This is a genomic window from Xanthomonas sp. 3793 (assembly GCF_024806835.1).
Classification (GTDB): Bacteria; Pseudomonadota; Gammaproteobacteria; order Xanthomonadales; family Xanthomonadaceae; genus Xanthomonas; species Xanthomonas arboricola_F.
In genome coordinates this window covers 257,104-278,162 of record NZ_JANTYU010000005.1, presented here as the reverse complement: position 1 = coordinate 278,162, position 21,059 = coordinate 257,104, and the positions used below count along the sequence as shown (strand labels likewise).

The window sequence follows — 21,059 nt, the reverse complement described above, 5'->3', positions numbered from 1 at the left end:
CCATGGACCCGCGCCTGCTCCCGTACTACACCCGCGAATTGCAGCACGTGCGCGACATGGGCGCCGAGTTTGCGCGCGAGTATCCCAAGATCGCCGGGCGGCTGGGGCTGGATGCGTTCGAATGCGCCGACCCGTATGTGGAGCGCCTGCTCGAAGGGTTTGCGTTTTTGGCTGCGCGCGTGCAACTCAAGCTGGACGCGCAGTACCCGGTCTTCACCCAGCACTTGCTGGAAATGGTCTACCCGCACTACCTGGCGCCGCTGCCATCGATGGCGGTGGTGCAGTTGCAGCCGGACCTGAAAGACAGCGGCCTGAGCGCCGGTGTCAGCGTGCCGCGCCATAGCGCACTGCGCAGCCTGATCGGCGCCGGTGAGCGCACCGCCTGCGAATTTCGCACCGCGCATGCGGTGACGCTGTGGCCGCTGCAGCTGGCCGAAGCCAAGTACCTGGAATCGCCGGCCGCGTTGGCGGCGGCAGGCGTCGCGTTACCGCCCGGGCGCAACGTGCGCGCCGGCATCCGCTTGCGTTTCGAGCTGGTGGGCGGTGCCCAGACCCAAGGCCTGGCGCTGGACCGGTTGCCGCTGTTCCTGGCCGGTGCCGATGGCCTGCCCAAGCGGCTGTACGAACAACTGCATGCCGACACCAGCGCCGTGCTGGTGCGCGGCAGCGATGCGCAGGGCGCGCCACTGCAAACGCTGCAAGGCGACGACGCGTTACAGATGCGCGGCTATGCCGACGAAGACAGCCTGATTCCGTACGACGGACGCTCCTTCAGTGGCTACCGCTTGCTGCAGGAATACTTCGCGTGCCCGGAGCGCTTCCTGTTTGCCGAACTCACCGGTTTGCGCGCTGCGTTGCGTCGCCTGCACGGCGCCAGTTTCGAGGTGGTGATTCTGCTGTCGCGCAGCGTGCCCAGCCTGGCCGCCGCAGTGAGCGCCGAACACTTCACCCTGTTCTGCACGCCGGCCATCAACCTGTTCGAACGCCGCGCCGATCGCATCCATCTGCAGGCCGGCCAGCACGAATATCATGTGCTGGCCGATCGCACCCGGCCGATGGATTTCGAGATCCATCATCTGGGCGAGGTGGAAGGCTTCGGCGACCGCCAGGAGCCGGAACAACGCTTCACCGCGTTCTATGGCGGCGATGCACGCACGTGGCATGCGCGGCATGGCGCGTTCTACAGCATGCGTCGCGAGCCACGGCTGCTGTCGGCGCGGCAACGCCGCGATGGCGCGCGCTCCAGCTACGTAGGCAGCGAGGTGTTCGTCAGCCTGGTCGATGCCAACGACCAGGCCCGCGCCAGCAACCTGCGTCAGCTCGGGCTGCAGCTGTGGTGCAGCAACCGCGACCTGCCGTTGCACATGCCGGTGGGCAAGGGCACTACCGACTTCAGCATGGACAGCGGTGTGCCGGTGCGCAGCGTGCGCTGCGTGGCCGGGCCGACCAAGCCGCGCCCGGCGGTGTCCGACGGGCAGACCGCGTGGCGCCTGCTCAGCCAGTTGCAGCTCAATTACCTGTCGCTGTTCGAAGATGGACCCAACGGTGCGGCGGCGCTGCGCGAGATCCTCACCCTGTACTGCGACCCGTTCGATGCCTCGGCGCAGCGGCAGATCGAAGGGGTCAAGCAGGTTACCGGCACGCCGATCGTGCGGCGCATTCCGGTGCCCGGCCCGATCACCTTCGGTCGCGGCCTGGAGATCACGCTCACCTGCGAAGACGCAGCCTTCGAAGGCAGCGGTGCGTTTCTGCTGGCTTCGGTACTGCGGCACTTCTTTGCGCGCTACGTTTCGGTGAATTCCTTTACCGAAACCGTGTTGCGCACCACCGAACGCAACGAGGTGGCACGATGGCCAGCCCAGCCCGGCTCCCGACCGCGCCTGTGAGCACCGGTGCTGCCGCGCTGGCACAGGCGCTGCAGACCCGGATCCAGGACTTCACCCCGTTCGCGGCCTTGCGCGCGATCGAGCGTTGCCATCCGCAGCAGCCGCGCCTGGGTGAATCGGCGCGCGCCAGTGACGATGTGCTGCGTTTGCGGCATACGCCATCGCTGGCATTCGCACCGCGCGCGCTTGAGCGTTACGTGCCGGCAACCAACGATCGACCGGCCGCGTTATACGGCGTGTTTCTGGGGCTATTCGGCCCCAACGCGCCGCTGCCGCTGCACCTGACCGAATACGCCATCGAGCGTGCGCAGCAAGCCAAGGATGGCACTTTTGCGGCGTTTGCCGATGTGTTCCACCACCGCATGCTCAGCCTGTTCTATCGCGCCTGGGCGCAGGCGCAGCCCAGCGTGCAGGCCGAGCGAGAAGCCAGCGATCAGTTTCGCGCATGGCTGGATGCACTGGTGGGCATCGCCAGCCCACACCTGCGCGAGCGCGATGCGCTGCCGGACGAAGCGCGCCGCTATCACGCCGGCCGGTTTGGCGCGGCCACGCGCACACCGGAAGGCTTGCGTGCCGTGCTGCAGCAACTGTTCGACTGGCCGGTGCAGGTGCAGGAATTCATTGCCGAATGGATGCGGCTTCCCGCCGGTGCGCAGTTGCAACTAGGCCTGGGCCCACGAAATGCGCGGCTGGGTGTGGATAGCGTGGTCGGTGCACAGGTGCGCGGTGCGCAACAGCGCGTGCGCATCCGGCTGGGGCCATTGCCGCGCATCGCATTTCAACGCTTCCTGCCCGGTGGCCAGGCGCTGCGCCAGCTTACCGCCGCGGTGCGCAGCTATCTGGGCGACGAGTTCGACTGGGAGCTGCAGCTATTGCTCAAGGCCGACGAGGTGCCCACCCCGCAGCTGGCGCGCAATAGCCGGCTGGGCCTGGATACCTGGATCGGCCGCCGCGCCTGGAGCATCGCCGACGCCGACGAGGTGGTGCTTCACCCCTCCGGTTGACCGCATCGCTGCCACTGCCACTCACACGCACGCTCACACGCAACGTACCGACTTCGAAGGACGCACCATGGCCGAGATCTCCCGCAGTGCCCTGTTCGGCAAGCTCAATCCACTCGCTTATCGTGGCATCGAAAGTGCCACGGTGTTCTGCAAGCTGCGCGGCAACCCGTATGTGGAGCTGGTGCACTGGCTGCATCAGCTGCTGCAGCTGCAGGACTCGGACCTGCACCGCATCGTCAAACACTTCCAGCTCAACCCGTCCACGCTGGCCCGCGATGTCACCGCCGCACTCGACAGCTTGCCGCGCGGCTCCACCGCCGTCACCGACCTGTCGGCCAATGCCGAAGAAGCGGTGGAGCGCGGCTGGGTGTATGCCTCGCTCAGCTTTGGCGAGGCGCAGGTGCGCACCGGCTATCTAGTGGTCGGCATTCTGAGTGTGCGTGGTTTGCGCAATGCCCTGCTGGCGATCTCAAAGGAATTCGAAAAGCTAAAACCTGCCGCGCTCAATGAACATTTTGCGCAGATTGTGGCCGGCTCGCCGGAAGATGGTCTGCTGCCCAGCGATGGTTTCTCACTCGGCCAGACCGCTGCACCCGGGGAGGCCAGCGGCGCCATTGCGCCGGCGGCAATGGGCAAACAGGAGGCACTGAAGAAATTCACCACCGACCTCACCGCGCAGGCGCGCGAGGGCAAGCTCGATCCGATCATCGGCCGCGACGACGAGATCCGCCAGGTGGTCGATATCCTGATGCGCCGCCGCCAGAACAACCCGATCCTGGTCGGCGAGGCCGGCGTGGGTAAGACCGCAGTGGTGGAAGGCTTCGCGCAGCGCATCGCCCGCGGCGATGTGCCACCGGCATTGAAGGACGTGCAACTGCGTACGCTGGACGTGGGCCTGTTGCAGGCAGGCGCCAGCATGAAGGGCGAGTTCGAACAGCGCCTGCGCGCGGTCATCGACGAAGTGCAGGCCAGCCCCAAGCCGATCATCCTGTTCGTGGATGAAACCCATACCCTGGTCGGCGCCGGCGGTGCCGCCGGCACCGGCGATGCCGCCAACCTGCTCAAACCTGCACTGGCACGCGGCACGCTGCGTACGGTGGGCGCGACCACGTTTGCCGAGTACAAGAAGTACATCGAGAAAGATCCTGCACTGACCCGCCGCTTCCAGGCCGTGCAGGTGGATGAGCCCGACGAAGCCAAAGCGGTGCGCATGATGCGCGGCGTCGCCTCGATGATGGAACAGCACCACAATGTGCAGATCCTCGATGAAGCGCTGGAAGCGGCAGTCAAGCTCAGCCACCGCTATATCCCTGCGCGCCAGCTGCCGGACAAGTCGGTGAGCCTGCTCGACACCGCCTGCGCGCGCGTCGCGGTGAGCCTGCACGCCACGCCAGCCGAAGTGGACGACAGCCGCCGCCGCATCGAAGCGCTGGACACCGAGCACGCCATCATCGAGCGCGAGCGCGCGATCGGCATCGTGGTGGATGAGCGTGCTGCCGCATGTGCCGGCTTGCTGGAAAGCGAGCACGGCCGCCTGCGTGATCTTGAGCAGCGCTGGGTCGGCGAGAAAGCATTGGTCGATGAACTGTTGTCTCTGCGTGCGCAACTGCGTAGTGGTAACGCGCCCGTGGAAGGCACCGGCAGTGCATTGGAAGCGGAGGCCGATGCCGATGCCGCACAGGCGGCGTCTGGCGACACTGCCTTGCTCGAAGCACCGGTGCAGGTTGATCGCGACACGCTACTCGCGCGCCTGCAACTGGTACAGGCGGAACTGGGCGCACTCCAAGGCGAATCGCCCTTGATCCTGCCCACGGTCGACTACCAGGCGGTGGCCGCCGTGGTCGCCGACTGGACCGGCATCCCGGTCGGACGCATGGCGCGCAACGAGATCGACACCGTGCTGCGCCTGCCCGAACTACTGGCCAAGCGCGTGATCGGCCAGGACCACGCCATGGAGATGATCGCCAAGCGCATCCAGACCAGCCGCGCCGGCCTGGACAACCCGGACAACCCGATCGGCGTGTTCCTGCTTGCCGGCACCTCCGGCGTGGGCAAGACCGAAACCGCACTCGCACTGGCCGAAACCTTGTACGGCGGCGAACAGAACCTGATCACCATCAACATGAGCGAGTACCAGGAGGCCCACACCGTCTCCTCGCTCAAGGGCGCACCGCCGGGCTACGTCGGCTACGGCGAAGGCGGCGTGCTGACCGAAGCGGTGCGACGCAAACCTTACTCGGTGGTGCTACTGGACGAAGTGGAGAAAGCCCACCCGGATGTCCACGAACTGTTCTTCCAGGTCTTCGACAAGGGCTGGATGGAAGACGGCGAAGGCCGCCGCATCGACTTCCGCAACACCCTGATCATCCTCACCAGCAACGCCGGCACCGAGCTGATCGCCAGCCTGTGCAAGGACCCGGAATTGATGCCGGATCCGGAAGGCATGGCCAAGGCGATCCGCGAGCCGTTGTTGAAGGTATTTCCCCCGGCATTGCTCGGGCGGCTGGTAGCGATTCCGTATTACCCGCTGAGCAACGCCATGCTCGGGCAGATCGTGCGACTGCAGTTGAACCGCATCAAGAAGCGCATCGAGGAGCGCTACAGGATTCCGTTCGAGTACGACGACTCGGTGGTGGAGCTGGTGGTGAGCCGGTGTACCGAGAGCGAGTCGGGGGGGCGGATGATTGATGCGATTTTGACGAATTCGATGTTGCCGAAGATTTCCCGCGAATTCCTCGGGCGCATATTGGCGGGTCGCGCTGTCACACAGGTGAACATGAGCGTCGACGCCGATAATTTTTACTACAGCTACGTCTAGTCTGGCCCAGGAGCCCTATCATGAATCGACCTCGATCGAATGCTCTTTCCGGGCCACGCGATCCTCGCTATCTGAACCCGGCGCAGCAATTGGGCATGGCGATGCGCGCGCCAATAACGGTCGCCGATGAGTTGGAGCAATTTCTAATCAAAATCTTTGCGCGTAAAGATTTGATGGAAACCGAAGCTATCCCCCACAATATTTCCATAGGGGTCTACAAAGCCTATGCCAATATTGTTGACGGTGTGGTTCCGGCCCCAGAAATGGACGTGCTGCGAACGGCCCGTGGCGTTTGGGAGCTGATTCGACACAAGGTGTCGCCCACACATCTGAGCCGTGCACTTTTCCAGAAGGCAGGTTGTCCATTTCTGGATGAAAAAGTGTTCGGCGACGATGACTACGCGCTAACCCTGTTGGGCGACTTTCTCTACTTTCAATTGCATCCCGGGGCGGCAACATGCCGGGTCTATCTAAATGTGATATTCGAGTCAATGCCCAATGTGGTGCAAACGGTATTGGATCTGCCCCCTGTCTTGTATGCCGAGATAACCGGCTTCAAGACCGATGGCCCCGGTGCCAGCCGGGCCGACTCGGTAGTGATTTACTGCAAAACACGCGCGACTGCGGAGCAGGTTGCCGCGATCATGCTAGCACGGATCGCGGAAGGTACCGTGCGTTCCAGTGACCAAACCGTACCGGCCATGACCACGCGGTTGGGCGCCGGTGTGGCCTTGGGCGCCGAACCCAGGCAACAAGAAACCGCCTTGATGGCGCCGGTCCCGGGCCGGCCCCGCACGGCGCAGAGCTTTGGCACCATCCGCAGTCAGGCGATTGCCGCCGCTATCCTCAGTTACCGCGCCAACCGCCATTTACTGGGCGGCGACTACGAGGTCTTCCGAAAATTTGCCGCGATCGCCTTCAAAGGCTTCGGGCTCGACCCAGACGCGCCCGGAAACTAGCAATTGGGCAAGAACAGGGTCAGGTTCACTGTAGAAGTCAGCCTGACTCTGTTTTCGCGGATGCGATCCTGACCAACTCTATGCTCCCCGAGATTTCCCGTTAGTTTATTACTCTAATGATTGAGGGTATCCCTTTAGAGGGACGTGGCTTGGGAAAAAAGCTGGGGGCTGTCGTACAAATATCTTAAGAATTACTGATAGATAAGGAATAAGGCATGCCAACAATCTCTGCAGATTTCAATCATGGCCACAACCACGGGCCGATCTATGCCCACGGAGAAAACGCTGTTGACAGACCGCGTAGAGATCGACGTCCCCCATCCAACAACGTGAGAGCCTATGCGCCAGCCCTTTATGCGCACATTAACGCAGTTAACGGACTCAGGCGTTCACCGTGGGCATGCGCAGAAGCTCAGGCCCTTTCAAAACTGCTTTGGTACATACGTAATGCTGGCTACGTTATCGACCTCAGTCGTATAACTTTTAGCCGTCCGACTGGCTACAACGGTAGGGAGCTATGGAATCCCTGTAAAAACTGCGAAGCCTGGCTAGAAAAATCCGGTGGCTGGGGGCCGGATGTTACCTACAAAATCCGGGGTGAGCTGCAGTGAAAATTTTTAATCAGTAGTAGATAGGTAAATCATTATTTAAGCAGCATTTGACTATAGCAACCTGTAGATGGCTTTGCGACGTCGCCTGACCGAAAACAGGATCAGGGTTATCTGGAAGTCAACCTGACTCCGTTTGCCCGACCCCGTTTGCCCGCTCCGAACAATCTCGATGGCGAGTTCGCGCTGAGCCAGTATCGGTTGCGGATGACGGGCTACACGGTTAGTGAGTTCGTCGAGGAGGCCGACTAACGCGTTGGTCGTCGCCGGTAACGGGGCGGTAACGGGGTTCGGTTCACTTCGTAAGTACACATTGACCCCGTCTCCTCGCCGTTTCCCCTGCTGAAGAACGAATATGCAGTGATTTCTGTGAAAAAAGCGATGTATGAAATATTTCTTTAGGCCAATTTGTGGCAACAAGCGAGATAAAAATGCCTGATCTTACCGATATAAACACTTATCGTGGTTCAATCTACGCAATATATGAATCGTCAGTAAGTTCAATTGTTTATGTCGGCCTTACCGACTACCAAAGAGATGGATCTAGATTTATTGAGCATGTAAATAATGACAAGGCTTATCCATGGCATAAGACCAAGTTTAATGATGCAGCCTATCAAAACAAAAACGATGAAAAATGGCCGTACTACCCGCGGAAATTATACGACTGTAAGGACTACACCTGGCTAGAGATTGTTGCGGCGGAGCAGTACTACTGGGAGCATTATGGTGGGCTTTCAAGTAAGTTGCTTAATAGCAATCAGCCATTAAAGAAGCAAACTTTTTTAAAATATAAGAGTTCTGGCACTTGGTCAAACACGAAAGGTTTTCCGCCTGGCTGGACGCCTAAAATTTAAGGAAAATTAAAAAAGGATCGAAAGGCAAGAGAAAAAAGGAGCCGAGCAAATGGTGAGCAAGTGGGGGGCAGGTTTTTAGGTATCCCACGGTTTTGAAGTACCGACGTCATTTGTTCGCGCACTGCGTCGGGAAGTGTGCGCAAGCGTTCTAGCCAGCGTGAGACCGGTTTCATCGGCCAGCGCTTGACCAGCGCCTCGCGGCCGACGCGCAGTGTCGAGTAGAGCTTGCGTGTGCTGTTGCGCTGCGATAGCCACTGGGCGATACCGGTGGCTTCGCAGCCCAGTCTCGCTAGCCAACTGGCGAAGGTGGCCAGCGTATTGAGCAACAACAGGATCCGCAGCCGCTCACCGTGACGGGTCAGGCTGTCTTCCATCGCTTGGCCGTAGCGATGCGACTTCAGATCGGTAACGGGGTTACGGTAACGGGGTCCGGTAACGGGGTCAGGTTAACTTATCGATCGACAGCAGCGACTTGCGGTGCCGACGAGCCGCTTAATGCCCGCAAAAAGATGCGTCGACGGCCGCTTTGCTTGCGCGCCGGCGGTCAATGCAGTTCGTCTGCGCTTCCATCGCCGGCTGGATTGGTCTCCGCCGAAAAAAAAAGTGCATGCGACATCGGTCAGCGAGCGCTGTGCGTCCGCTTGGCGCTGTCATCGGCAATGTGCCGGTTTTTCGACGATCCAAGCCGCTCGGTAACAAGCCGCCAGGCGCGCTTTACCCGTCTTCGCCACCGAAGAACAGAACGCGTGCTCCAAGAGACACCGCTTTGCTCCCTGCTATCGGTAAGCTATGCCGTTTAGGAGGGGGGATAATGAAAAGAAGTCTTGCGATAGCGATGTACATGCTGACATTGCCGGCAGCGGCGCAGTCGGCCTACAAGTGCAGCGATGCAAAGCTGGGGACCGTTTACCAGTCCACGCCGTGCGCCGACGGCGCCGAGCAGAAGCGTTGGACCAAGCAAGCCGTGCCGGCCCCGACGGCAACGGCGGCGCAGGCAGGCCCACAAACCGCGTCTACCACGGCCAGGAGTCAAACCTGGGCTTACGCCTGATCAGTTACGAGCGCCAGCCGAGCGCGGAGGCGTGTACGCGCGCCACCCATGTGCGCGACAGCGCCCGCGCCGATACTAAGATGCGTGGCGATCCGGATTTCATGCAGGCTGTCGAGCGAGCGGTCGTGCAGGCCTGCCGCTAGACAGCGCGTTTCAAGTTGCGTATCTGCAATCAAGGCATGCCAAGGAAGATCGATGCAACAACGTGAAGGAGCGTCTGCCAGATGGGGCGAGTTGTTGCTCGTGGTGACGATTGCGTTTGGGCTTTCGATCTGGTCCAGCGTTTCGGCAGTCGCGCGCGATGCCGTCGAGCCGGTCTTCTCCGACGCGAGCCTGTGGGGCATGGTGTTCTACGAACTGCTCGTTCTGGCGATCTTGTTGCCAATGCTGTGGTTCCGTGGATGGAGGCCGCAGTCGCTGGGGCTGCAGTGGCAGCGGCGCGACTTGGCGGCGGGGCTCGGCTTGCTGGCGGTGTGCCTGTTGGTCACCTATCCACTGACGCTGTTGAACTGGAGCTCGGGGAGCAACACGAATCCATTCGATGCGATGGTCGTCGGGCGGCTATCGATCACGGCTGTGCTGGCCATCTCGCTGATCAATCCGATCTTCGAAGAAGTATTCGTGTGCGGTTACGTGATCCGCGCCCTGGAGCCGCGGCATGGCCGGGCGTTCGCGGTGAATGTAAGCGTGGCGATCCGCACCTCGTATCACCTGTATCAGGGTCCGATCGGCGCCATCAGCATCCTGATGATCGGGTTGATCCTGGGTTGGTGGGTGGCCCGACGCGGGCGGTTATGGCCGGCGATCCTGGCGCATGGCGCGCTGGATCTGCTGGGCTTGATGGTCTATACCTGACTGGACTGGCCTGGCCTGGCGTCGCCGCCATGCCGCACACTTGCCGCTTGGTCGAACACAGGACGCGGCGATGGCACGGCGATATGGATGGAGTGGGATACTGCTGTGGTTGGCGGCATTCGGCGCGGTGGCGGCTGGTCCGACGCCCGGCCAATACGGCACCAAGCAAGGCTGGGGCAGCCTGCAGGTCGGCGACAAGGATGGGGCGCGCCACTTCGAGATTCTCGCCGTGGGTGCCAACGGCCACAGCTGTTCGCTGGAGGGCACGCTGCAGGGCGACAAGGCCGAGGTGAGCGATGCCAGCGACGCGCCTTGCAAGCTGTCGTTCAAGCCAGTGGCGGGTGGCTTCAGCATTGCCGCACTCACCCAGGATAGCTGCCGCGATTACTGCGGCATGCGCGCCAGCTTCGAAGGCGACTACCTGCAGTTGCCGGCCGGCTGCACGTCCGCTGCCAGCAGCCGACGACGTGAGGCGTATCTGCGGGACTATCGCGGCAAGCGCTATGCCGAAGCACTTACCGGCATGCAGGCATTTGCGGGCGAGTGCGGCGAGTTTTTCACCTGGCTCGATCGCGACCGTTTCTCCAACGACCGCGCCCTCACCCTGCTGCGCCTGAATCGCCCGCAGGAGTGCCTGGCGGCGCTGGACGGCACCATGGCTGGTCGCAGTCGCGACGAGGCCTCGTTCCAGGCGGAGCTGGATCAACACAGCACGATGCTTCCGCCCAGCGACTGGGACGCCTACCTGCCCATCGCCCGGTCCACCTGGTTCAATCGCAAGCTGTGCGAGGCGGCCAAGCGCTAAGCGTGAGATGGCCTGCCTTGCTGCGCGCAGGTTAGCGCGGGCAGACGGGGTCGCGCCGATGGGCGGTTTCAGTAGGTAGGCGCCGCCTCGACACCGCGTGGCAAATTGCGTAGGCCCCCTGTCTGTCATGTCATTCCCCGGGTGTTGGTGTCCATCGCGCCGGACAAACACGCGCAGCTAGCCAAGAGCGCTCACGAGCGACTTCGAACGCTTCGTGTGCCGGGTCGCGTCAGTAATCTGCGCACGGGACACAACGGCTGCAATGCAGGCGGTGCGCAGGTGACGGCAACTTCAACACAAAAGTCGCAGGCCTCGATGCCCGTCTCGGCTTGCGCCACGACAGTGAAGGCCTGTACGGATCCAGATTCGAGACCTCATCGCGGGGTTGCGCGCGGATGGCAACACACAGCGCGGCACCTGCGAAACCTCAAGCGGTGAGGATGAAAGGAGCGCGCGGTCGGTCACTTTGGTCATCAGCCTCGCATGCGATCAGCGCAGGCAACAGCGAAGACGCGCGTTGGAACCGATATCGCGCAACAATGCACGCATGCACAGACTCCTGCTCGCCCTGATCTGCATGCTTGCCTCCCTCACCGCCACTGCCGGGTCCGCTCCGGAGCGGGTGCTGATCTTCACCAAGACGGCCGGGTTCCGCCACGAGTCGATTCCAACGGCGGTGGAGACGCTGCGGCAACTCGCGCAAGCGCAGGGCATGGTGGCCGACCACAGCGAGGACGCGGACGTCTTCACTGCCGACAACCTCGCGCGTTACCGCGTGGTGGCGTTCGCCAGCACGACCGGCGAGATCCTCGCGCCGGCGCAGCAGCAGGCCTTCGAGGGGTTCATCCGCCAGGGCGGTGGATTCCTGGGTGTACATTCGGCCGCCGATACCGGCTACCAGTGGCCTTGGTATGGGCGATTGGTCGGGGCATGGTTCAAGAAACATCCGCCGGGGCTGCAGTCCACCCGCGTGCAGCGCGAGCGCGATGGCCATTCGGTGGGCGATGCCTGGCCGATCACCGACGAGATCTACAACTACCGGCACAATCCGCGCGGCCAGGTGCAGGTGGTGGCCACGGTAGACGAGCGCCTCTATGCCGGCGGTACGATGGGCGCGGACCATCCCATTGCCTGGTGCCACGCCTTCGACGGCGGCCGGGCTTGGTACACCGGCCTGGGCCATGATGCGGCGGTGTATGAAAATGCGGATTTTCTGGGCCAATTGCAGCAGGGGCTGCGCTATGCGGCCGGGCACGTGCCCGACTGCTGAGCGCGTCAGGCACGCCAGACGCGTGCGCTGCAACGCACCGGGGTGAGCTCTCTCAAACGAGCAGGCACTGCAGGTTTCCGACAAAGCCACGCAGGCGTCGTTAGATGGCTGGGCATCCAGGGCACCTCACGCCTTCCGGAAGTCCCACATCTTGAGAACCTTGCTGGGCTGCAAGCAGCCAATCATCTTCCAACAGTGCATCGATAGCATCCGCTTGCCATTGAATCCAGCGACGCGGCCGTGCGGCCTGGGTCGTTGCATCAATCGGCAATGCGCAAGTCACTCCCCTATCGATGGTTGGAAACTCCGATGAACCCGATCGCTGTCACAAGCTATCTCGCACTTGCACTCGTCGCTTCCAGCGCAACCGCATTCGCTGCCGAACCGATCACCGGAAAGTGGTTCACCGATAACCAGCAGGCACTGGTCGATATCCAGCCATGCGGTGCGTCGTTATGCGGCACCATCGTCAAGGTATTGCGGGCCAAGCCCGGTAGCCGGACAACCGATGCGCTCAATCCGGATCCGGCCAAGCGCCACACCCCCATGGAAGGAACAGTGATCCTCAGCGAGCTGGTGGACGCAGGGGATCTGTGGAAAGGCAAGATCTACAACCCCGAATCCGGCAAGACCTATGCCGCCAAGATCAAGCGCGAGGTGGACGGCTCCCTGAAGGTGGAAGGCTGCGTGGCCTTCATCTGTCAGGGTCCGACCTGGCAGCGCGCTCCTTGATGGTCGCCTGACCCCAAATGGCGACCGCGCAACCGCGAGGGCACATGGCCGGTGCCTAGCCGCTGCCGGCATCCACCGCAGCAATGTGCGCCACGTGCTGGCCGCTCCAAGCCGAGCGGGCCGGTTGCCCAGCCTTCGCCCCGGGCGAGCTAAACCGTTATGGATTGAACGATCCACCCAGCCGCCAATGCGGGATACTGCGCTCCCACGCAGGCGAGATGGGCCCCGATGTCCGAGCTGCCGATCACCGAGTTGTTGCAGGCCTGGCAGCAGGACGCGCCCGGGGCGGGCGATGCGTTGGCGCGGCAGGTCTACGAGGTGCTGCGCGCCACCGCAATGCGCGAGCTGCGTCGCGATGCGCGCGCCGGGCTGCAGGCGACCGAGCTGGTGCACGAGGCGTGGATGCGGCTGCAGCAAGGCCAGCAGGCGTTCCGTTCGCGGACGCACTTCTATGCGGTGGCGGCGTTGCAGATGCGCCACCTGCTGGTGGATCTGGCGCGGCAGCAGGCCAGCGCCAAGCGGCTCGGGCAGGCAGTGACCTTGACGATCAGCTTGTCCGACGGCGCGGCGCGGCCGGAGGCGCTGATGGTGGTGGCCGATGCCTTCGACAAGCTGGCGCGGGTGGATGAGCGCAAGGCCCGTGCCTTTGCGTTGACCGAGCTGGTGGGCTTCAGCGTGGCCGAGGCGGCCGAGCAGCTGGAGGTGTCGGTGCCCACGCTGGAACGCGATTTGCGTTTTGCGCGGGTGTGGCTGGCGGCGCAGCTGTGAGCGTGGCGGCCACTGCCTGGCAGCGGCTGGAAGCGCTGTTCCATCAGGCCTGCCAGCTGCCAGCGCACGAGCGCGAGGCCTTTGCGCGTGCGCAGGCCGGTGACGATGCGGTGTTGCGCGATGAATTGCTGGCGATGCTGGCGGTGGAATCGCAGGCCACGCTGCGCGTGCGTGCGCCGCTGAGACAGGCCGCCGCCGCATTGCGCGCGCCCTTGCCGGAACTGCCGGCCGGTACGCGTTTTGGTGCATGGGCGATCGACCGCCTGATCGGTGCCGGCGGCATGGGCCAGGTGTATCTGGGCCATCGCGCCGACGGTGCTTACGAGCGCGAAGTGGCGATCAAGCTGGTGGCCGCCGATGCGCTGGATGTGCAGGGCCGTGCGTTGTTCGAGTTCGAATGCCGGCTGCTCGCGCAGATGGTGCACCCGGCCATCGCGCAGATCCACGATGTGGGCACCGACGCCCAGGGCCGGCCCTACCTGGTGATGGAGTACCTGCGCGGCGAGCCGATCACTTGGTGGTGCGATGCGCAGCGGTTGTCGTTGCATGCGCGCGTGTTGCTGATGCTGCGGGTGAGCGAGGCGGTGCAGCACGCGCATCAGAAAGGCGTGATCCATCGCGACCTCAAGCCCAGCAACGTGCTGGTCAGCGAGATCGATGGGCGGCCGATGCCGGGGGTGATCGACTTCGGCATCGCCGTCGATGCCGCCAACCCCGGCGTGACCTCGGCGCATGGGCGCGGCACGCCCGGCTACATGAGCCCGGAGCAGGCGCGCGGCGTGCAGCAGGTGGACGCGCGCAGCGACATCTACGCACTGGGGGCGATGTTCTATGAACTGAGCTGCGGGCTGGTACCGGTGGCCGGACGCGACGGGCTGCCGCAGCCGCCATCGCAGCGCGTGGCATCGGTGCCGGCGCAGGCGCAGGCGCGCATCTGCGCGGCGCGCGCGACCACCCATGCGCGTCTGCAGCAGCAACTGCGCGATGGCCTGGATGCGATCGTGTTGCGCGCCCTGGCGCCGGAGCCGGTGGCGCGCTACGCCTCGGTGTCGGCGCTGCTGGACGACCTGCACCGCTGGCTCGATGGCTACCCGCCGCGGGCGCTGCGCGCTGGCCGGCTATTGCGGCTGCGCAAGTTCACCCAGCGCCATCGCAGTGGCGTGCTGGCCGGTGGGTTGGTGGCGATGGCCGTGGTCGCCGGCCTGGGCGCCACGCTGTGGTCGCTGCAGCAGGCCGCACGCGATGCGCAACGTGCGCGCGTCACCGGCGATTTCATGACCTCGGTGCTGTCCAGCGTGGACCCGGCGATCGCCAGGGATCTGGACAAGACCCTGATGCTGCGTGTGCTGGAGCAGGCCTCGCAGCGCGCCGCGCACGAACTGGCCAGCCAGCCCGATGCGCGCACCGATGTGGAAAAGACATTGGGCGGTACCTTGATCGCGCTGGCCGATTTTCCGCAGGCGGTGCAGCATCTGCGCACCGCCCATGCACTGGCACAGCAGAGCATGGGCGCGGGCAGCGAACCGGCGTTGAAGACGGCTTCCATGCTCGGCCAGGCACTGCGCGGTGCAGGCCAGCGCGACGAAGCGGCGCAGGTGCTGCGTCGGGGCATTGCGCAGGCCGAGCGCGGCGATCTGCAACATCAGGCCATCGGCAATGAAATGCGCGCCTGGCTGGGCTGGACGCTGCGCGAGCAGGGCCGCATGGGCGAGGCGATGACCGAGAGCCGGCGCGCCTATGTGGCGGCGCTGGCCAACCCTGCGACCAGCGCGGATCAGCGCATCAATGCGGGCACCGTCTATGCCGCCCTGCTGGCCGATGTCGGCCAGCTGCTCCCGGCCATCGCCTTGCAGCGCAGCCTGCTGCGCGAGCGCATCGCCCTGCACGGGGCCGAGCATCCGCTGGTGCTGTCAATGCGCAACAGCCTGTCGGTGTATCTGTTGATGCAACGCGATTTTGCCGGCGCCCAGGCCGAACTTGCGCCGCTGCTGCAGATCACCCGCAAGCTCTATGGCGACAACGCCATGGATACCCTGATGGTGGAAGGCAACCTGGCCGGCGCGCTGCGTCAGCAGGGCAAGCTGGCCGAGGCCGGCCCGCATTATCGTGCCGCGTTCGAGCGCGCGCGCGCCGCGCTCGGCGAGGACGCACCCACCACCATCACCATGCGCAGCAATCACGCGTTCTGGCTGCTGGATGCCGGGCAGGCTGCGGCATCGCTGGCCGAACAGCGTGCCGCATTGGCCACCAGCTTGCGCGTGCTGGGCCGCGCGCATCCGCAGACCGCCGAGATCCTGCGCGGCATGTCCGAGGCCGAGCGCACGCTCGGCCAGACCGCCGCCGCGCGCGCGCATGCGCAGCAGGCGGTGCAGGTGCTCACCGGCATCTTTGGCGATGCCCAAGAGCCGTTGCGCGCGGCACGGCAGACCCTGGCGCTGGCGGAGCCAGCCGCATCCAGCGTGGAGACGACAACGTCGGTGGCGCGGCGCTGAGACGAATTGCCGGGTCAGCGGCGTCACGCGGCGGGATAGTGCCCGTACTGCCAGCGCCGGAGCGCCCTCTTGCAACCTGCCGCACGCCTGACCGATCTGCATGTCTGCCCGATGGTCACCGGGGTGGTGCCGCATGTGGGCGGGCCGATCATCGGGCCTGGCGCACCGACGGTGTTGATCGGTGGCCTGCCGGCCGCGCGCATCGGCGATTCGGCGGTGTGCGTGGGCCCGCCGGACAGCATCGTGGTGGGCGCGCCGACCGTGATCATCAGCGGCCAACCGGCGGCCCGTCTGGGCGACAGCACCGCGCATGGCGGGGTGATCAGCCTGGGCTGCTTTACGGTGTTGATCGGCTGATGGCCTGGCCGGGGTGCGCACTGCGCTGGGCTTGCATGGTTGACACATGGCGCCGCGGCGCGCGAGACGTCGGCGATCGTCGCTGCATCCGCAGCGGCGCCATCGCAGCGACCGGTTGCGTGCGCATGCAACCGAGCGGTCGTCATGGTCGGCCTCTGCGCGTCTTCAGAAGAGTTCAAAACGCTGCGAAAAACAGCTGAGCGTTGCGACCGCAGTGTCCACGCGCAGATGCATCGCCAGCAACGGCATGCCAGCGTTGCCTGATCCGCCGTCATTCGACGCATCGCCTGCGTCCTAGCCACCAAGGAGATGCCGCATGCAGCCTGCCCGCCACGCGATCGCCCACACACACACCGACCTGGACGCCGTGCTGCACAGCGCGATGCAGGCCCATCGCGCCGGCAGGCTCGACCAGGCCGCGCAGGCGTATGCCCAACTGCTGAACGTGCAGCCCGGCCATGCGCAGGCGTTGCATTACCAGGGCGTGTTGCTGCATCAGCAAGGCAAGAGCGCAGCGGCGGTGGAGGCCATCAGCCAGGCCTTGCGGCTGGCGCCTGCGCAGCCGGATGCCTGCAACAACCTGGGCAACGTGCATCGCGAATGCGGCCGGCTGGGCGATGCCGAACAGTGCTATCGCCGTGCGCTTGCGCTGGAACCGGCGCATGCCGATGCGCTGGCCAATCTGGCCGCCGTGCTCGAAGCGCAGCGCCGCCCGGAGGAAGCCTTCCTGACCTACGCTGCGTTGCTGCACACCTATCCCCAATCGGCGCACGGGCACTACCTGCTCGGCTTGTTCCTGCGCAACAACGCGCAAGCCGCCGAGCACCTGCAGCAATCGGTGGAATGCCTGCAGCAGGCCTGCAGCCTGGCGCCGGAGCACCTGCATGCGCGCGAGGCCCTGGGCACCGGTCTGTACTTGCTGGGCGAACACATCCAGGCGCAGGCGGTCTACCGTGCATGGCTGGCGCATGACCCGGGCAATGCCGTGGCCACGCACATGCTGGCAGCCTGCGGTGGCGCCGCACCGCCGCCGCGTGCAGGCGACACCTATGTGCGCGAGCTGTTCGACGGCTTCGCCGACAGCTTCGACGAGCAATTGCTGCACAACCTGGACTACCGCGCGCCGCAGCGGCTGGGCGAGGCGCTGGCCGCGTGTCTGCCCGCGCCGCAGGCTGCGCTCGGCATCCTGGATGCAGGCTGCGGTACCGGGCTGTGCGCAGCGTTGCTGCGCCCGTATGCGCAGCAGTTGGTCGGGGTGGACCTGTCGCCGGGCATGGTGGCCAAGGCACGGCAGCGCGGCGGCTACGACATGCTGGAAGTTGCCGAACTCACCGCCTACCTGCAAGGCCGGCCGACGCACTGGGACGTCATCGCCTCGGCAGACACGCTGGTGTACTTCGGTGCGCTGCACCCGGTGCTTGCCGCCGCAGCCGCAGCGCTGCGGCCGGGCGGCGTGCTGGGCTTTACCGTCGAAGCCCTGGAGACCGCCGCCGATGCGGTGGAACTGGATGCCAGCGGCCGCTACCGGCATAGCCATGCGCATGTGCTGGCCGCGCTGCACAGCGCCGGCCTGCAGCCGATTGCCATCGCGCTGGATGTGCTGCGCAGCGAGCGCGGCCAGCCGGTGCATGGCTGGGTCGTGACCGCACGCACAGCTGCAAAGCCCTGAGACGAAATGTCGGCTTTGCCGGCCGCACGCGTGTGAGCATGACCCCGGCAGCAATGGCATGCGGTGGTCCTTGCAGGCCGTCACTCCGGGGCTGCCGGTCAGCGCGTCGTGCGTTGCTCACTCACCTGTGGATGCTTCGATGCCGCGCACCATCACGCTGCACTCCGACCTTGGCGAGCGTCTGCTGCTGCACCGCATGCAGGCCAGCGAAGCGCTGGGGCAGCTGTTCGAGTTCCGCATCGACGCCTTGTGCACGGACGCACAGCCCGACCTGCGCGCGCTGCTGGCCACACCGGTCGCCGTGGAGCTGGCCGACGACAACGGCACGCAGCGCTGGTACCACGGCATCGTGGCAACTTGCGCACAGGCCGGCTTCACCGTGATCGACGCGCTTTCCTACACCGTGCTCGAGCTGCATGTGGTCCCGCGGCCATGGTTGCTGACCCAGCGCCGCGATTGCCGCATCTATCAGGACCTGAGCGTTCCGGAGATCGTCACCAGCGTGCTGGGCGAGAGCGGCTACAGCGACATCCAGCAGCAGCTGAGCGCGCAATACCCCAAGCGGGTGTATTGCGTGCAATACCGCGAAGACGACTTCAGCTTCATCAGCCGGCTGCTGGAGCAGGAAGGCATCTATTACTACTTCACGCATGCGCGCAACGCGCACACGCTGGTGCTCTGCGACGCGCTTGGCGCGCATGCGGTACGCAACGGAGTGGACACCCTGCCGTACGTGCCGCCTGAAATGCAGCAACGGCGCATCCTGCGCTCGGTGGTGAGCCAGTGGCGTAGCGCCCGCGCGCTGCATTCCACGCGTCACGCGCTCGCCGACTACGACCCGCAGCAGCCGCGTGCCTCACTGGCAGCAGAGGCCGACGCCAGCGGGGACGAGCTGCATCAGGTGGACGCGCTGAACGCATTCGATTATCCGGGTCCGCATGCACTGCAAGCCGACGGCAGCCGCTACGCGCAAGTGCGTACCGAGGCGCTCAACGTGCAGCGTGCCAGCCACCACGCAACCACCAATGCCTGCGGCCTGATGGTCGGTGCGCTGTTCACCCTGCGCGGGCATCCATGCGCTCCGATCAACCAGCAATATCTGGTGTTGTCGGCACAGACCACGCTGGCCGCGCCGGAGCATGGCGACGAAGCGCCGTTTTCCAGCACCGTGCAGGTGATGGAAAGCCGGCTGCCCTTCCGTAGCCTGCGGCGCACGCCAACCCCCAGCATTGCCGGCCTGCAGACGGCGGTGGTGACCGGCGATACCGACGAAGACATCGTGGTGGATGCGCATGGCCGTGTGCAGGTGACCTTTCACTGGGCCACATCCGCGCGCCCACACGGTGCACCGTCCTGCTGGGTGCGCGTGGCCTCGATGTGGGCGGGCAAGGGCTGGGGCGCGATGAGCCTGCCGCGGGTCGGGCAGGAAGTGGTGGTGAGCTTCCTGGAAGGCGATCCGGACCGCCCGTTGATCGTAGGCAGCGTCTACAACGCCGATCATGCAGTGCCGTTCGCCTTGCCGGACAACAAGACCCAGAGCGGTATGCGTAGCCGCAGCCTGCTCGGCGGCAGCGCGGACTTCAACGAGCTGCGCTTCGACGACAAGGCCGGCCACGAAGAAGTCTATCTGCGCGCGCAACGCGATCTGCGCGAAGAGGTGCTGAACGACCACACCGCTACCGTGACCAACGACCAGGTCCTCACGGTCAGGCACGATCGCAGTGCCCGCATCGAGAACAACGACAGCGTGGATGTGGGCAAGAAGCTGTTGCTCAAGGCCGGCGAAGAGATCGAGCTGGTCACCGGCAGTTCGCGTCTGCTGATGAAGCGCAACGGCGACATCGTGCTCAGCGGCATCAAGATCCTGGTCGATGCGACCTCCGAAGCCAAGACCACCTCGCTGGCGATCAAGTTGATTGCCGATGCGCAGCTGCAGGCCACCTCGCCAGCGACCGAAGTGGTGGGCGACGGTACGCTCAAGCTGTCTTCGGGCGGCATGCTCAGCGCCGAAGCCGGCGCGTCTGCCACGGTCAAGGGCCCGCTGGTGAACATCAAGGCCGATGCGCTGGTGCAGGTTGGCGGCGGCCTGATCATGATCGGATGAGCGCGCCCGATCTCTCGCTGGCGCAGGCGTGTGCGGACATGCAGGTGTCCGCGGCTGCACGTGCGCAGCTGGGCGCGACGATGGCGCCGCAGGCAGCGGTGCGTGCGTTGCTGGCGCATGGGCATGGCGAGGATGCGATCAAGCTGCTCGCGCGCCTGCTGCCCAAGCGCTATGCGGTGGCCTGGCTGTGCCAATGCGTGCGCGGCGAAACGCTGGACGAGGAAGACCGCGTCGGCGCCGCGCTGGCCGAAAAGTGGGTGCGCGATCCCAGCGAAGCGCACCGCCGTGCCGCGCAGGCGTTTGCGCATGCAGGCGGTTACGTCTCGTTGGGCGCCTGGTTGGCGGCGGCAGTGGCCTGGTCCGGCGGCAGCCTGGCGCCACCGCAGCAGGCCACGCCGGTACCACCGCCCGAGCACCTGACCGCACGCGCGGTGGCCGCCGCAATCACCTTGCTTGCCGCGCGTGAGCCGGCGCAGCTGCAGACGCGCCGCACGGGGTATGCCGCACACGCGCTGGAGTTGCTGGCCAATGCGCAGGTGCAGTGATGACCAGGCATGGGAAGCAGGCTCAAACCTACCTAGCGGACAGGTTGGCATGCCTGGCGTGGAGTCGGGATGTGCCGCTCGCATCCAGGGCCTGGCCCCGTGCGCCGTGCGTCGGCCTGACATCAACGGTCTGCAGGGTGTCTTGCCGTGTTCGCCATCGAAGCGGCGCTGCAGTCGCCGCGGCGCAGACGTCCTCAGCCAGCCGTCGGGTTGTCGCCGGGCCGTGCTGGGTGCGCGGTGCGGTGTGTGGCGTCCAGCAAGGGATCTTGAATTGCAGCG

At 64.8% G+C, this 21,059-nt stretch carries 16 protein-coding genes and 1 pseudogene; 16 read left to right on the top strand and 1 reads right to left on the bottom strand.

Features of this window, described 5'->3' with window-relative positions; all coding sequences use genetic code 11:
• The first annotated feature begins 2 nt into the window (after positions 1 to 2).
• From tssF to FHY18_RS17795, 5 genes are all read left to right on the top strand, one after another.
• Positions 3 to 1,886 carry a type VI secretion system baseplate subunit TssF gene (gene tssF / locus FHY18_RS17815; RefSeq protein ID WP_259157430.1) on the top strand — a complete coding sequence of 628 codons (1,884 nt, stop codon included), beginning with the start codon at positions 3 to 5 and terminating at the stop codon, positions 1,884 to 1,886.
• The gene (tssG, locus tag FHY18_RS17810; protein WP_259157425.1) at positions 1,850 to 2,890 is read left to right on the top strand and encodes a type VI secretion system baseplate subunit TssG; all 1,041 of its coding nucleotides are present in this window, start codon (positions 1,850 to 1,852) and stop codon (positions 2,888 to 2,890) included. The genes tssF and tssG overlap by 37 nt, the downstream gene beginning before the upstream one ends.
• Positions 2,891 to 2,957: 67 nt before the next feature.
• Positions 2,958 to 5,708, top strand: a complete 2,751-nt coding sequence (tssH, locus tag FHY18_RS17805; RefSeq protein WP_259157423.1) for a type VI secretion system ATPase TssH — start codon at positions 2,958 to 2,960, stop codon at positions 5,706 to 5,708.
• 20 nt (positions 5,709 to 5,728) lie between these two features.
• Complete coding sequence (locus tag FHY18_RS17800) at positions 5,729 to 6,667, top strand: T3SS effector HopA1 family protein (protein WP_259157422.1); 939 nt, start codon at positions 5,729 to 5,731, stop codon at positions 6,665 to 6,667.
• A gap of 1,039 nt (positions 6,668 to 7,706) precedes the next feature.
• Positions 7,707 to 8,132 (top strand): hypothetical protein, encoded by a 426-nt coding sequence (locus FHY18_RS17795; RefSeq protein ID WP_259157420.1) that lies wholly within the window; start codon positions 7,707 to 7,709, stop codon positions 8,130 to 8,132.
• Here FHY18_RS17795 and FHY18_RS17790 read toward each other — a convergent pair.
• Positions 8,129 to 8,536: pseudogene (locus tag FHY18_RS17790) on the bottom strand (hypothetical protein); the annotation flags it as partial. The gene FHY18_RS17795 and the pseudogene FHY18_RS17790 sit on opposite strands and share 4 nt — an antisense overlap.
• A 143-nt stretch (positions 8,537 to 8,679) precedes the next feature.
• Here FHY18_RS17790 and FHY18_RS22080 point away from each other — a divergent pair.
• From FHY18_RS22080 to FHY18_RS17740, 11 genes are all read left to right on the top strand, one after another.
• The gene (locus FHY18_RS22080; protein ID WP_326521222.1) at positions 8,680 to 9,183 is read left to right on the top strand and encodes a DUF4124 domain-containing protein; all 504 of its coding nucleotides are present in this window, start codon (positions 8,680 to 8,682) and stop codon (positions 9,181 to 9,183) included.
• 195 nt (positions 9,184 to 9,378) lie between these two features.
• On the top strand, positions 9,379 to 10,038 hold the full coding sequence (locus tag FHY18_RS17785; RefSeq protein ID WP_259157418.1) for a CPBP family intramembrane glutamic endopeptidase: 660 nt from the start codon (positions 9,379 to 9,381) through the stop codon (positions 10,036 to 10,038).
• A 70-nt stretch (positions 10,039 to 10,108) separates the two neighbouring features.
• Positions 10,109 to 10,843, top strand: coding sequence for a hypothetical protein (locus FHY18_RS17780; RefSeq protein ID WP_259157417.1), 735 nt, complete (start codon positions 10,109 to 10,111; stop codon positions 10,841 to 10,843).
• A 547-nt stretch (positions 10,844 to 11,390) separates the two neighbouring features.
• The gene (locus tag FHY18_RS17775; protein WP_259157416.1) at positions 11,391 to 12,113 is read left to right on the top strand and encodes a ThuA domain-containing protein; all 723 of its coding nucleotides are present in this window, start codon (positions 11,391 to 11,393) and stop codon (positions 12,111 to 12,113) included.
• Positions 12,114 to 12,422: 309 nt separating this feature from the next.
• On the top strand, positions 12,423 to 12,845 hold the full coding sequence (locus FHY18_RS17770; RefSeq protein ID WP_259157415.1) for a DUF2147 domain-containing protein: 423 nt from the start codon (positions 12,423 to 12,425) through the stop codon (positions 12,843 to 12,845).
• Between the two features lie 228 nt (positions 12,846 to 13,073).
• Complete coding sequence (gene ecfK, locus FHY18_RS17765) at positions 13,074 to 13,613, top strand: ECF-type sigma factor EcfK (protein ID WP_259157414.1); 540 nt, start codon at positions 13,074 to 13,076, stop codon at positions 13,611 to 13,613.
• Positions 13,592 to 16,105 carry a serine/threonine-protein kinase gene (locus FHY18_RS17760; protein ID WP_259157413.1) on the top strand — a complete coding sequence of 838 codons (2,514 nt, stop codon included), beginning with the start codon at positions 13,592 to 13,594 and terminating at the stop codon, positions 16,103 to 16,105. The genes ecfK and FHY18_RS17760 overlap by 22 nt, the downstream gene beginning before the upstream one ends.
• Positions 16,106 to 16,216: 111 nt before the next feature.
• Positions 16,217 to 16,462 carry a PAAR domain-containing protein gene (locus FHY18_RS17755; protein WP_259158431.1) on the top strand — a complete coding sequence of 82 codons (246 nt, stop codon included), beginning with the start codon at positions 16,217 to 16,219 and terminating at the stop codon, positions 16,460 to 16,462.
• 382 nt (positions 16,463 to 16,844) lie between these two features.
• Positions 16,845 to 18,131 carry a tetratricopeptide repeat protein gene (locus tag FHY18_RS17750; RefSeq protein ID WP_259158430.1) on the top strand — a complete coding sequence of 429 codons (1,287 nt, stop codon included), beginning with the start codon at positions 16,845 to 16,847 and terminating at the stop codon, positions 18,129 to 18,131.
• Positions 18,132 to 18,270: 139 nt separating this feature from the next.
• The gene (tssI, locus tag FHY18_RS17745; protein ID WP_259157412.1) at positions 18,271 to 20,235 is read left to right on the top strand and encodes a type VI secretion system tip protein VgrG; all 1,965 of its coding nucleotides are present in this window, start codon (positions 18,271 to 18,273) and stop codon (positions 20,233 to 20,235) included.
• A complete protein-coding gene (locus FHY18_RS17740) occupies positions 20,232 to 20,780 on the top strand; it encodes a hypothetical protein (protein ID WP_259157411.1) in 549 nt (182 codons plus the stop codon). The genes tssI and FHY18_RS17740 overlap by 4 nt, the downstream gene beginning before the upstream one ends.
• Positions 20,781 to 21,059: the final 279 nt, after the last annotated feature.